Source organism: Deinococcus proteolyticus MRP (assembly GCF_000190555.1).
GTDB lineage: Bacteria > Deinococcota > Deinococci > Deinococcales > Deinococcaceae > Deinococcus > Deinococcus proteolyticus.
Genome location: NC_015161.1, coordinates 1,998,165 through 2,010,000 on the forward strand (window position 1 = coordinate 1,998,165; position 11,836 = coordinate 2,010,000).

Annotated in this window: 13 protein-coding genes (1 of these 13 running past the window's edge); 4 read left to right on the plus strand and 9 right to left on the minus strand. The window is 67.2% G+C overall.

The annotated features are described in order from the left end of the window. Window positions 1-15: 15 nt before the first annotated feature. Window positions 16-1,086, plus strand: coding sequence for a M42 family metallopeptidase (locus DEIPR_RS09560; protein ID WP_013615623.1), 1,071 nt, complete (start codon window positions 16-18; stop codon window positions 1,084-1,086). Between the two features lie 50 nt (window positions 1,087-1,136). Here DEIPR_RS09560 and DEIPR_RS09565 read toward each other — a convergent pair whose 3' ends face one another. Then, the gene (locus tag DEIPR_RS09565; protein ID WP_013615624.1) at window positions 1,137-1,967 is read right to left on the minus strand and encodes a serine hydrolase; all 831 of its coding nucleotides are present in this window, start codon (window positions 1,965-1,967) and stop codon (window positions 1,137-1,139) included. A gap of 126 nt (window positions 1,968-2,093) precedes the next feature. Beyond that, window positions 2,094-4,157, minus strand: a complete 2,064-nt coding sequence (locus DEIPR_RS09570) for a molybdopterin oxidoreductase family protein (RefSeq protein ID WP_013615626.1) — start codon at window positions 4,155-4,157, stop codon at window positions 2,094-2,096. Window positions 4,158-4,333: 176 nt separating this feature from the next. Between DEIPR_RS09570 and DEIPR_RS09575 the strand changes: the two genes are divergently transcribed. Continuing rightward, window positions 4,334-4,804: an EVE domain-containing protein gene (locus DEIPR_RS09575; RefSeq protein WP_013615627.1), complete on the plus strand. Its 471-nt coding sequence runs from the start codon at window positions 4,334-4,336 to the stop codon at window positions 4,802-4,804. A 272-nt stretch (window positions 4,805-5,076) separates the two neighbouring features. On the opposite strand, the gene DEIPR_RS09580 is transcribed toward DEIPR_RS09575, so the two are convergent. Continuing rightward, complete coding sequence (locus tag DEIPR_RS09580) at window positions 5,077-5,895, minus strand: isoprenyl transferase (protein WP_041222920.1); 819 nt, start codon at window positions 5,893-5,895, stop codon at window positions 5,077-5,079. Between the two features lie 83 nt (window positions 5,896-5,978). Here DEIPR_RS09580 and pnp point away from each other — a divergent pair, with 83 nt between their 5' ends. Further along, complete coding sequence (pnp, locus tag DEIPR_RS09585) at window positions 5,979-8,411, plus strand: polyribonucleotide nucleotidyltransferase (protein ID WP_013615630.1); 2,433 nt, start codon at window positions 5,979-5,981, stop codon at window positions 8,409-8,411. Window positions 8,412-8,513: 102 nt separating this feature from the next. Here pnp and DEIPR_RS09590 read toward each other — a convergent pair whose 3' ends face one another. Beyond that, window positions 8,514-8,768 (minus strand): hypothetical protein, encoded by a 255-nt coding sequence (locus tag DEIPR_RS09590; RefSeq protein WP_013615631.1) that lies wholly within the window; start codon window positions 8,766-8,768, stop codon window positions 8,514-8,516. Between the two features lie 46 nt (window positions 8,769-8,814). Between DEIPR_RS09590 and DEIPR_RS09595 the strand changes: the two genes are divergently transcribed. Beyond that, window positions 8,815-9,135: a hypothetical protein gene (locus DEIPR_RS09595; protein ID WP_013615632.1), complete on the plus strand. Its 321-nt coding sequence runs from the start codon at window positions 8,815-8,817 to the stop codon at window positions 9,133-9,135. Between the two features lie 57 nt (window positions 9,136-9,192). Here DEIPR_RS09595 and DEIPR_RS09600 read toward each other — a convergent pair whose 3' ends face one another. The 5 genes in view from DEIPR_RS09600 to DEIPR_RS09620 are tightly spaced (at most 35 nt apart) and all read right to left on the minus strand, a layout consistent with a single transcriptional unit that may run on beyond the window. After that, window positions 9,193-9,663: a hypothetical protein gene (locus tag DEIPR_RS09600; protein WP_013615633.1), complete on the minus strand. Its 471-nt coding sequence runs from the start codon at window positions 9,661-9,663 to the stop codon at window positions 9,193-9,195. A 31-nt stretch (window positions 9,664-9,694) separates the two neighbouring features. After that, window positions 9,695-10,207, minus strand: coding sequence for a 2-amino-4-hydroxy-6-hydroxymethyldihydropteridine diphosphokinase (gene folK / locus DEIPR_RS09605; RefSeq protein ID WP_013615634.1), 513 nt, complete (start codon window positions 10,205-10,207; stop codon window positions 9,695-9,697). Next, window positions 10,204-10,575, minus strand: a complete 372-nt coding sequence (folB, locus tag DEIPR_RS09610) for a dihydroneopterin aldolase (RefSeq protein ID WP_013615635.1) — start codon at window positions 10,573-10,575, stop codon at window positions 10,204-10,206. The genes folK and folB overlap by 4 nt, the downstream gene beginning before the upstream one ends. Beyond that, window positions 10,572-11,483, minus strand: coding sequence for a dihydropteroate synthase (gene folP / locus DEIPR_RS09615; RefSeq protein ID WP_148231825.1), 912 nt, complete (start codon window positions 11,481-11,483; stop codon window positions 10,572-10,574). Before folP ends, folB begins: the two co-directional genes overlap by 4 nt. A gap of 35 nt (window positions 11,484-11,518) precedes the next feature. Further along, window positions 11,519-11,836, minus strand: the 3' end of a protein-coding gene (locus DEIPR_RS09620; protein WP_013615637.1) for an ImmA/IrrE family metallo-endopeptidase. Its footprint extends 516 nt past the window's final position; the window shows 318 of its 834 coding nt (coding positions 517-834); the start codon falls outside the window, past its right edge; its stop codon occupies window positions 11,519-11,521.

The following is an 11,836-nucleotide window of genomic DNA, read 5'->3' on the forward strand; positions in this document are numbered from 1 at the left end:
GCTTAGACTGGCAGAATGTCCCTTAAAGAAACAGTCATTAAACACCAGGAGTTTCTCTTCGACCTGCTGCGTGCCGCCGGCCCCAGCGGCTACGAGCGCCGCGCCGCCGACGTCTGGAAAAAGGAAGCAGCCAGCTTCGCCCGCGTGAGCGAGGACCATTACGGCAACGTGTACGCCGAAATCGGCCCCGAGGGAGCGCCCGCCGTGGTGCTGATGGGCCACCTGGACGAAATCGGCCTCATCGTGTCGCATATCAGCGACCAGGGCTTTATCTACTTTCTGCCGGTGGGCGGCTGGGACCCGCAGGTGCTGGTGGGGCAGCGCATCCGCCTGCTGGCTCCCGGCGGCGACATCGTAGGCGTGATCGGCAAAAAGGCCATTCACGTGATGTCGCCCGAGGAGCGCGAAAAGGCCAGCAAACTCGAAGACCTGTGGATTGACATCGGCCTGGACGCCGAGGACACCCGCGCCGCCGTGCCGGTGGGCACCTACGGCGTGATTGAGCAGGGGCCGATGATGGTGGGTGAGCGCATCGTGGCGCGGGCCCTGGACAACCGCGCCGGCTCGTTCGCGGTCCTTGAAGCGCTGCGCCAGGTCCATGAAAGCGGCAGCGAACTGAAGCACCGCGTGATTGCCGTGGGCAACAGCCAGGAAGAAATCGGCACCTTCGGGGCTGTCATCAGCGCGTTCAAGACCCGTCCAGTGGCCGGCGTAGCAGTGGACGTGACCCACGAAACCACCCAGGTCGGTGTGGAACCCAAGAAGTACGGCCAAAGCCCCTTCGGCTCCGGCGCCAGCCTGACGGTAGGCCCCATGAGCAGCCCGGTGGTGAACCGCCAGCTGATGGACGCCGCAGGCAAAAAAGGTATTCCCTACACCCTGAGCGCCACAGGCCGCTACACCTTCACCGACGGCGACGCCCTGACCCTCAGCCGAGAAGGTGTGCCCAGCGCCGTGCTGAGTATTCCGAACCGCTACATGCACTCGCCCAGCGAAATGATCGACGCCCGCGACCTGCAGGCGGTGATTGACCTGCTGGCCGCCTGGGTCGAAGGTCTGGAAGAAGGCACCAGCTACCAGCGCTGACCCGCGCTGAACGAGAAGCCCGGCACCCGTACGCCGGGCTTTTTTCGTCCTTACCCTGCCCCACCCAGCTCTGTCAGCAGCGGCCACAGCGCGTCTGCCAGCCGCACGACATCACGGTTTTCGGGGTGTTCGCGGGGGTCCTCGCCGCCAAGGCTGAGGCAGGCCACCGCCAGCGGGCGCGGGGTCAGCAACCAGCCGGCGTCATGATGCACGCCTGGCAGCTCGCCGCTCTTGCTGAGGACCGGGTACAGCGGTTCGCCGTCCGGGCCGCAGGGCACCCGCCGGCCCATCAGGTCGCGTAGCTGCTGCCGGCCCAGAATGTCCAGTGCCAGCGCGGTATAGGACGCATCCAGATACTCACCCTGGCGCAGGTTCTGGAGAAGCCGCAGCATGTCGCGGGGCGTGGTCTGGTTGCGCTCGCCACGCCGCTGGGCCGCGTTCTGCCGCTGCGGAGGTTGCTGCAATTTGCCTACCAGCCGGGTGTGGGTCAGGCCCAGGCCGGGCAGCGCCACCTGCACCCTTTCCAGCCCCAGGCGCTCTATCACCATGTTGGTGGCGGTGTTGTCGCTCACCACGATCATCAGCGTCAGCAGGTCGCGCCAGGTCAGCCGCAGGCCAGCGTCCAGCTCGTGCAGCACCCCGGCCCCAGGGACATGCTCGGCGGCAGGGAGGGGCAGGCACTCCACGAGGGCCACGTCTCCGCGCTGCGCGGCCTGCAAGCCCAGCACCAGCAGCGGCAGCTTGATCAGACTGGCAGCCGGAAACACCGCCTCGGCGTTCAGGCTGCACAGGTCCCGGCCCGCTTCATCCTGAATCAGCAGGCCCACCGTGCCGGTGAAGCCACTGGCCCGCAGCCGCTGCTCGAAGTCGGCAGTGCTCACCGCAGCCACTCCGCGCACAGGCGCACCAGCTCGGCGGGGTTAAGGAGCAGGGCCGTATCACTGCACATGACATACACCTGCGTAAGGCAGCTCAGCGAAGCCTTCAGCGGCATAGGCCTCTCCCTCTCAGTCCGCCGACTCGGCCTGCTGGCTGGCCACACCGAGCGGCTCTATCCGGATGCGCGTGTTGTGAAAGGTGCTGCCGCCGCCCAGGTCGGTCAGCGTCTGCGCGGTCAGGGTGTTGATGCTCTTGCCGTCGGGCGCCTCGGTGCCCCACCAGATGCCCTCAATCACCGCCACGCCCGGCTGCGCGGCGTCGGTCACGCGCACCCGGCGCGTCACTTCGCCCTGTTCGCTGCTCAGGCGAGCATACTCGCCGTCGGCCAGGGCGTAGGCGGCCGCGTCCGCCGGGTGAACCATCACGTGCGGCTCGGTGCCCTCGGCGCGGTTCAGGCGGTCCAGCAGGCCGTAGGTGGAGTTCAGGAAGTGGTGGGCAGGCGGGGTCAGCAGGCGAATGGGATAGTCGGGCGTCAGGCGGGCCTGCGGCTCCTGCTGAAGCGGGACCGGGGTGAACCGGACCCGGCCCGTGTCGGTGGGCGCACCCTCGGCGTAAGGCAGCCAGCGCTCCGGCAGATTCAGCCGCAGCGTGCCCTCGGCCTTCAACCGCTGCGGGGTGATACCGGCCAGGTGCGGATGCGGCGAGTCCAGCAGCTCGGCCAGCAGGTCATCTACCGTCCAGTACAGTTCCGGCGCGGTCACGCCCAGACGGCGTCCCAGCTGCTGCATCACCCAGGTGTTGGGCCGCGCCTCACCCAGCGGCGGCAGCTCGGCGCGGTTGTAGCCGATCCAGTGGTGCCCGTAGCTGGTAAACACGTCCTCATGCTCCACGAAAGTGGCAGCCGGCAGCACCCAGTCGGCCAGTGCCGCCGTTTCGGTCATGGCCTGCTCCAGCACCACCACCAGCAGGTCGTCGCGCCGCAGGCCCGCCCGCACCCGGTCCGAGTCTGGGGCCACGGTGGCCGGGTTGCAGTTGTAAATCACAGTGGCCGCAAAGCTCTGCTCGGGCGGGCCCGCCGGGTCCAGCGCGTCGGCCAGGCAATTCATGTTGATGGTCCGCACGCCCTCACGCAGCAGATGAGCGCCCCCCAGCCGCCGCTTGTTGAGGCCAAAGGCCCCGCCGCTGCTCAGGGCCGCCCCGCCGCCCTGGTAGCGCCAGTCCCCGGTCAGCGCCGGCAGCAGCGATACCGCCCGCAGCCCCGCGCCGCCGAATTCGTGGCGGGTCATGCCGTAGCCCACCCGGATATAGGTGGGCCTCGTCTCACCTATCAGGTGGGTCAGCTCCAGCACCTCGGCTTCGCTCAGGCCGGTCACAGCGGCGGTGCGCTCCGGGGTCCAGGTCATGGCCTCGGCCCGCAGGTCCTCTACCCCCTCGGTCATCCCGGCGATGTAGGCGTCGTCGGTCCAGCCATTGACGAACAGCCCGCGCATGATGCCCAGCGCCAGTGCCGCGTCGGTGCCGGGCTTCAGCTGATAGTGCGTGTCGGCAAAAGCGGCTGTGCGGTTGCGGTAGGGGTCCACGCACACGACGCGGGCACCGTTCTTACGGGCCGCCGTAATCTGCGGGGTGAGGTGCGTGTTGGTGCTGAGACTGTTGATGCCCCACAGCACGATCAAGCGGGCCTGCGGAATATCCAGCGGGTCCGGCACCATCCGGGGGCCGTAGCCCAGCGCCCAGGCCGCGCTGCCCGCCGAGGCGCAGATGGTTTCCTCGATTTCCGCCGCGCCCAGCGCCCGCCACAGCGTATGCACGTGCTCGCCTTCCATCAGGCCCATGGTGCCGGCGTAGTGGTAGGGCAAGATGGCCTGCGCCCCCCTCGTTGCGATGATGCCGCGCAGCCGCCCTGCAATCTCGTCCAGGGCTTCGTCCCAGCTCACGGCCTGCCACTGCGGCACCGGGTCACTCTTGGAATTGATGCGTTTCAGGGGCGTGAGCGGGCGCTGCGGGTTGTTCTGCCGCGCCGGGTAATGCACCGTCTTGGCGCAGGCAAAGCCCCGCGTATAGGGGTGCTGCGGGTCGCCGGTCACCTTGACCAGTCGCTCACGCCCCGCCTCGTCCGGCGCAAACGTGACCTTCAGCCGGCAGGCGTCCGGGCAATCGAGAGGGCAGGTCAGCAGCGCGTCACGGGTCATGGCAGGGATTTTAGCGGTCTGGCGAGCCGGCTGCGGGCCTCTTCCCCTACGCCGGGGCGCTCGGCCGGGACCAGACCACCGCGTTGCGCCGCCTGAACGGGGGCGTCCAGACCAGGGGTTCTGTGCGCTGGACGCACTTTCCAGGCACACCATGCCTCACGGCTAGACTGCGGGGTATGGCGTACTGGCTTCTCAAATCCGAACCCGATGTCTTCAGTTTCGCGGACCTGCAGGCTGTCCGCCGCGAACCCTGGAACGGCATTCGCAACTACCAGGCGCGCAACTTCCTGCGGCAGATGGTTCCCGGCGACCTGGGTCTCTTCTACCACTCCAACACCCAGCCGCCACATATCGCCGGCGTGCTGCGCGTCGTCCGTGAGGCGTATCCCGACGACCTGCAGTTTGACCCTGCCAGCGAGTACTACGACCCCAAAAGCAGCGCCGAGGCCCTCCGCTGGAGCATGGTGGATGTCGGGGCGGTGGCCGCTTTCCCCCAGCCGGTGACCCTGGAGGACCTGCGCGCCCTGCCGGAGTGGGCCGAGTCCCCGCTGGTGCGCCGGGGCAACCGCCTGAGTGTCATGCCCCTCAGCGAGGCGGAGTTCCAAGCGGCACTGCGGGCGGGTGGGCTGCCGGAAACCACGTCCTAAGCAGGAGCGGACCAGCCCCAGCTGCCGCTATAGAGACGACCTTCACAGAACCATCATCTTTATACAGTCATAATGTTATGTATGGAATTTCTGCTGGTTGGCCTTCTCACTGTGACCTTTCTGGTGGTCGCCGCCCTGCAGCCTCGCCTAGAGACTGAGGCAGCCGCCTCCGACCCGGCAGAATAAAGCCCTGGCCCACCCCCGCAGGTGGGCTTTTTTTGTCTGGCCTGCCCAGTCCGCCTGGGTATCCCAAGCCGCCTCGGCCCAGCCGCTCAGCGGCCGAAGCGCCGGCTGCGGCCCTGAAAGTCACGCAGTGCCCGCAGGAAATCGACCCGGCGGAAACCCGGCCAGTACACGTCGCAGAAGTAGTACTCGGAGTACACGCTCTGCCACAGCATGAAGCCGGAGAGCCTGACTTCACCACTGGTCCGGATGATGAAATCCGGGTCGGGAATGCCCGCCGTGTACAGGTGGCGGCTGATATCGGCGGAGTGCAGCCCAGCGGCCACCTCTTCTAGTGTGCGGCCCTGAGCGGCCTGTTCGCGCAAGTGGCACTTGACCGCGTTCACAATCTCTTCGCGGCCGCCGTACCCCACGGCAATGTTCAGGCGCATGCCGTCATGGTGGGCGGTGCTCTCCTCAAGGTTCTTCAGCGCACGCAGCACATCGGGCGGGAACGAGTCGTGCTGTCCAATCACTTGCACCTTGACACGGTTCCTGTGGATACGCGGGTCCACAGCCAGTTGCGTGGCTTCACGGCGCAGCAGGCCCAGGATATGGCCCAGCTCGTCCGGGTCGCGGCCTGCGTTGTCGGTGCTCAGCACCCAGATGGTCACGGCGGGAATGCCCAGCTCCAGGCACCATTCCAGCACCTCATGGGCTTTGTCGGCGCCGATGGAATGTCCCATCTCGCGCTGCAGTCCAGCTGCCCGGGCAAAGCGGCGGTTGCCGTCCAGAATCAGGCCAAGGTGCTGCGGTACCGTGCCGTGGGCCTGCACCTGCGCTGCCAAGCGCGCCTCGTAGCTGCTCAGCAGGGCGCCGCGTACCGAGTCCTTGACATTCTGCCCAGCCCTGAGCCAGCGGGCCGCCACCTGCGTCTTGGAACCGTGTGTGGCGGGGTCGTTCGGGGTCACGCCCCTCAGTTTAGCAGCGCTCTGCGGGCTAGACTGCGGGAATGTTAGGAAAGACTTACAAGACGGTGCTGGGTGGCCGTGAACTGACCATCGAAACGGGCCGACTCGCCAAGCTGGTCAGCGGCTCGGTCACGCTGCGCTACGGCGACACCCTGCTGCTGGTCACCGCCCAGGCCCGGCAAGAGAAAAGCACCCTGGATTTCCTGCCGCTGACCGTGGAGTTCGAGGAAAAGCATTACGCCGTCGGCAAGATTCCCGGGAGTTTCAGCCGCCGTGAAGGCCGCCCCGGCGAGCGCGCCATTCTCTCGGCGCGCATCACCGACCGGCAGATTCGCCCACTGTTTCCCAAGGGTTACCGCCACGAAACCCAGGTCATCATCACGGTGCTGAGCGCCGACCAGCAGAACGCCCCCGACGTGCTGGGGCCTATCGGCGCGGCCGCCGCCCTGAGCATCTCCGATATTCCCTGGGGCGGCCCCACCGCCTGCGTACGGGTAGGCCGGGTGGACGGACAGTTCGTTATCAACCCCACCGCCGTGCAGCTGGAGCGCTCCGACCTGGACCTGGTGGTGGCCGGCACCCGGGACGCCGTGATGATGGTCGAAGCCGGCGCACAGGTGGTGGCCGAAGACGAGCTGGTGGACGCCATCGAATTCGCCCACGCTGAAATGCAGGGCGTCTTGGACCTGATTGACACCATGCGTGCCGAGCTGGGCCGCGAAAAGTTCAATTACCTCGCGGACGGGGAGCTGGCTCCCGATCTGGTCCCCGAGCTGGCCGAAGCCGCCCGCGCCAGCGGCCTGCGCGACGCTCTGCTGACGCTGAAAAAGCAGGACCGCAGCGCCAACCTCAAGGCCCTGCGTGACCGGCTGATTCAGGACCGGGTGCCCGAAGGCGAAGTGGACGGCGCTGCAGCGCGGATTGAAGAACTCAAGGCCGCCTTCTCCAAAGTGGAAAAGCAGGAACTGCGCCGCCTGATTCTGGAAGAGGACCTGCGTGCCGATGGCCGCGACACCCGCACCGTGCGCCCCATCTGGACGGAAGTGCGGCCCCTGCCCCGTGCACACGGCAGCGCCATCTTCACCCGTGGCGAGACCCAGGTGCTGGGCGTGACCACCCTGGGCACCGAGCGCGATGAAATCCTGATTGACGACCTCACCGAAGACACCGGCGACAAGTTCCTGCTGCACTACAACTTCCCGCCCTACTCCACCGGCGAAGTTAAGCGGATGGGCGCGCAGTCGCGGCGCGAGGTGGGTCACGGCAACCTCGCCAAGCGGGCACTGAGTGCAGTGCTGCCCCCCTTCGAGGAGTTCCCGTACGTGATTCGCGTGGTGGGCGAAGTGCTGGAATCCAACGGCTCCAGCTCCATGGCGACCGTGTGCAGCGGCGCTCTCTCGCTGATGGACGCGGGCGTACCCATCAAGGCTCCCGTGGCCGGCGTGGCGATGGGCCTGGTGATGGAAGGGGACCGCTACCGCATCCTCACCGACATCCTGGGCCTGGAAGACGCACTGGGCGATATGGATTTCAAGGTCTGCGGCACGGCCGAGGGCGTCACGGCGCTGCAGATGGACATCAAGATTGGTGGTATCACGCCTGCCATCATGCGCGAAGCGCTCGCGCAGGCCAAAGAAGCCCGGCTGCACATCCTGGGCAAGATGGCCGAAGTGCTGCCTGCCCCGCGTGCGGAGCTGTCGCCTACGGCTCCCCGCATCATCTCCATGCGCATTGACCCTGAACTGATCGGCAAGGTCATCGGCCCCGGCGGCAAGCAGGTGCGCGAGCTGGAGGCGATGGGAGCCCAGGTGACCATCGAGGAAGACGGCCTGGTGCGGATTTTCAGCGCCAATGGCGAAGCGGCCAAAGCGGTGCAGGAGCGCATCACTGCGGTCACCTACCAGCCCAAGGTGGGTGACGAATTCGAAGGCACGGTGGTCAAGATTGCGCCGTTCGGGGCATTCATCAACCTGTTCCCCGGCCAGGACGGCATGCTGCACATCTCGCAGATGAGCGAGGAGCGCATCGAGATGGTGGAAGAGGTGCTGCTGCTGAACCAGAAAGTGCGCGTCAAGATCGTCAACATCGACGAGCGCGGCAAGATTGACCTGATTCGCCCGGAGCTGGAAGGCAAGGTCCCTCCCCGTGAACCCCGCGCTCCACGTGGCGACCGCCGAGGCGGCGACCGCGACCGTGGCCCCCGCCGTGAACGCAGCGACCGGCCCCAGAGTGAGCGGGCACAGAGTGAGCGACCTCAGGGTGAGCGGGCCCAGGGCGAACGCCCACGCGGTGAGTGGGGCCGCCAGGACAGCCCACAGCAAGTCGGTGCGGCCCCAGCTGCCGAAGCGGCCCTGCAGGAGGCGGCGCGGGCACCACAGCAGACGCCCCCCGCAGCGGCCGAGCAGCCGGAACTTAGCCGCCTCACCTTCGGCCCTGGCAGCTCTACCGCCGGCGAGCCGGACAGCGAGGGCTGAGCACGGCACTCGATCAAGCCAATGAGCGAGCCCCCACTGCCGGGGGCTTTTTGCTGCCGCCTCATCGCTCTCCTGGCGGGCGGGGCCTCTTCATACGCCGTATCAGTCGGGCGTATACACCGACAGCAGCGAGGCAGCCACTGCGCCGACCAGTCCCACCGTCACCGGCAGGTCGTGCCCAGCCAGTGCGGCGGAACCTACCAGGTACAACCCGGCCAGCGTCAGCGCCAGCATGGCGGCCAGCCAGGCACCGGTGACCCCGTGACTGGACACCTGCCGGCCCCAGCCGTAGCCGGCCAGGACCAGCAGGCCGGCTCCCAGCCAGCCCCAGGTCACCGGGCCTATTCCACCGTCCATGTCACCGCGTCCATGCCTGTCAGCATAGCGGGATAGACTGGCTTTCATGAAACCGTCTCTGAGCGCCGCCGCTGCCGCCCTGGAAGGTGCCGAGCAGGCTTACGCTGCCGGGCACACGGGCCGGGCGGGGTCACAGCTGGACAGCGCACTGGACCAGCTTCTGCGCCTGCGCCCCAGTGCGCTGCGCGATACCCTGCTGGCCCAGACCCACCTGCGGCTGCATGTGCTGGCCCAGGCAAGCGGGCAGTTGGGCCGCAGTGAGCGGCACCTGCGCTGGGGGGTCAGCTACGCCCGCACCGCCGGGGACGGCCCCACGCGCACGCTGGCCCAGCAACTCTGGAACGACTGGCAGGCAGGCAGAACCTAAAAAAAGGCTCCCCAGGCGGAGAGCCTTGTTCTGCTGCGCCGTTACCGGATCAAGCACTCACTGAGTCGGCTGAAGGGTCACCACAGCCTGGCCCGCTTCACGGTCGTAGTGGCAGCGCGAGTAGGCCTGCAGCAGCGGCTCGTTGGTCAGCTGCGAACGCATCAGCACCGGCGCCGCCAGGGTCCAGCTCTGGCCCGGCTCGTTGGATACCCGGATGCTGTCCACCAGCTCGGCCGAATCCAGCAGCATTTCACTGTGGATACCGTCGTCCTCGCCCAGCACATTCTGGGCCACCAGAGCACTGCGAATCTCGCTCATCTGGGGCGCTTCGGCCATCTGCTCCTGGCAGCGCTCCAAGAACTGGTATTTGCTGATTCCGTTGGCGTCACGGTCGGAATACAGCGGGTTGTTGGGAATGGCCAGGCCCAGCGTCAGGTAGGCCAGGGCAGCCAGGGCCAGAGCCAGCACTGCCCAGAGCGCCGTGCGCCCCGACCCCCCCGGGCTGGATTTGGTCGTGTGTTCGTTCATATGCGTTCCACAATAGCGCGTTTCCGGGCGGTCAGCGGTCCCAGGCGGCGCTTTTCACAGTCATGCTGTCCGGTATACCGGTCCGCTGCAGTGCCGCAAGAACCGTTTCTCCGCTCACCGGGTGGCGCAGTTCCGGGGCCAGGTCCGCCAGCGGCGCCAGCACGAAGGCGCGCTCCCAGGCCAGCGGGTGCGGTACAGTCAGCCGCTCCCAGGCCAGCACAGCCTGTCCGTACAGAATCAGGTCCAGGTCCAGCGTGCGGGCCTCCCAGCGCACGGTGCGTGTGCGCCCGGCCTGGGCTTCAAGCGCCTGCAACCCGTCCAGCAGCGCCAGCGGGTTCAGGGCCGTCTTCAGCGCGGCCACCGCATTCAGATAGTCGGGCTGTCCCGGCGGCCCGCCGACCGGGGCGGTGCAGTACAGGCGGCTGACCCCCTCCACTTCGCCCAGCTCACGTAGGCCTGCCACTGCCCTACGCAGCGTAGGCAGCGGCTCGCCCAGGTTGGCCCCCAGCGCCACATAGGCGTGCGTCATACGAGGCTGCGTCATGCGCTCTGCGTCTCACGGTCCAGGGTCAGTTCGGCGTAGATGTCGCGGAAAATGCCCGCCACCGGCGCTGCCGGTTTGTGCACACGCACCGTGACCCGCTGCAGGGGTAGGTGGGCGGCCAGTAGGCCCCGGGCTATACGGGCAGCCAGCGTTTCAATCAAATCAAAGCGCTCCTGCGTCACCAGCTGGGCTATCAAAGCGTAGGCTTCGGCATAGTTCACGGCTCCGCTCAGATCGTCGTTCAGGTCAGCGAAGGGGTAGTGCAGCTCAGCGTCCACCACGAAGCGGGCCCCCAGTTCAGTCTCGGCAGCAAAAACCCCGTGCCTCGCAAAGAATTCCAAGCCTTGCAGGACCACACGGCTGTTCATCTCTCACCTCCAGCTCCAGGCAAGACATCTAAACCCGCCTGCACTTTCAGCGCCTGGACATGTTGGGCCACCGCATGCACTCGCACCATCGCTGCTCCGGCCCGTGCTGCATGCAGGTGCAGCGCCAGTGAACCAGGGTCGCGCTGCGCCGGGTCCTGTTCCCCCGACAGGGCACCAATCATGCCCTTGCGGCTGGCCCCAATCAGCACCGGCCAGGGCGAAGCTGCCAGGTCCGGCACTGCCCGCAGCAGGCTGAGGTTGTGCTCCAGCGTCTTGCCGAAGCCCAGGCCCGGGTCCAGCAGCACGTCCGGCACACCAGCAGCCTGAACCCGCTCCGCCTCGCAGCGCAGATAGCTGTGAACCTCGGCCACCACATCCTCGTACTGGGGGCTGTCCTGCATCGTGCGGGGGGCACCCTGCATGTGCATCAGGCAAGCAGGCGCCCCGGCTTCCGCACAAACCTGCACCATCTGCTGGTCACGCAGTCCCGACACGTCGTTGACCAGGTGTGCGCCAGCTTGCAGGGCCGCAGCTGCCACCTCGGCCTTGAGGGTATCCACACTGACCAGAAAGCCCCGCTCCGCCAGCGCCGCTACCACCGGCCGCACCCGGTCAATTTCCTCGGCGGCATCTACCCCCATAGAACCAGGGCGGGTGCTCTCCCCACCCACATCGATGATAAGGGCCCCGGCACGGTGCAGGCTCTCTGCCTGGGCGACGGCAGCAGTCAGCCCGGCATACCGCCCGCCATCGCTAAAGGAATCGGGGGTCACATTCAAAATGCCCATCACAGCGCAGCCACGCCAGTGCAGCCACCATCCGTCCGCATCCTGCAAGACACCCGGCGAAGCGGGCAAAGGGCGGCGGAACCGCAGGCGGTGCAGGCGTCTCGGCCAGGCCACAGTCATGCCCGATAGCATAGCCTGCCTGCCCGGGCAGACGGCTAGCTCTCTGCTGCCGCCCCGGCAGCGGAAGCTGCGCCCAGACGCTCCAGCTGGGCTTTTCCGAGCGCAAAAGCGGCCGCGACCAGCCCACCTGCAGGGTAAGCCGTCACGTAAGCCGGCATTCGGCGGCCAGAACGGAAGGGCAGATAGCTGACCGCTTCCACCGGCAGCCCACTCGCCCTGGCTTCCTGCACCGGATGGTCTGCCGGAATAGCTGTCCCCGGCGACAGGCTGTAGGGAAAGGAGGGTGAAGCTGCACTGGCGCGCACCTGTAGAGAATCGCCCGCTGCACGCCCAGCACCGCAGACAGCGTACAG

Coding starts and splice junctions, on each gene's coding strand:
- DEIPR_RS09560 (WP_013615623.1), top strand. CDS start 16: ATGTCCCTTAAAGAAACAGTCATTAAACACCAGGAGTTTCTCTTCGAC.
- DEIPR_RS09570 (WP_013615626.1), bottom strand. CDS start 4,157: ATGACCCGTGACGCGCTGCTGACCTGCCCTCTCGATTGCCCGGACGCC.
- DEIPR_RS09575 (WP_013615627.1), top strand. CDS start 4,334: ATGGCGTACTGGCTTCTCAAATCCGAACCCGATGTCTTCAGTTTCGCG.
- pnp (WP_013615630.1), top strand. CDS start 5,979: ATGTTAGGAAAGACTTACAAGACGGTGCTGGGTGGCCGTGAACTGACC.
- DEIPR_RS09590 (WP_013615631.1), bottom strand. CDS start 8,768: ATGGACGGTGGAATAGGCCCGGTGACCTGGGGCTGGCTGGGAGCCGGC.
- DEIPR_RS09595 (WP_013615632.1), top strand. CDS start 8,815: ATGAAACCGTCTCTGAGCGCCGCCGCTGCCGCCCTGGAAGGTGCCGAG.
- DEIPR_RS09600 (WP_013615633.1), bottom strand. CDS start 9,663: ATGAACGAACACACGACCAAATCCAGCCCGGGGGGGTCGGGGCGCACG.
- folK (WP_013615634.1), bottom strand. CDS start 10,207: ATGACGCAGCCTCGTATGACGCACGCCTATGTGGCGCTGGGGGCCAAC.
- folB (WP_013615635.1), bottom strand. CDS start 10,575: ATGAACAGCCGTGTGGTCCTGCAAGGCTTGGAATTCTTTGCGAGGCAC.
- folP (WP_148231825.1), bottom strand. CDS start 11,483: ATGACTGTGGCCTGGCCGAGACGCCTGCACCGCCTGCGGTTCCGCCGC.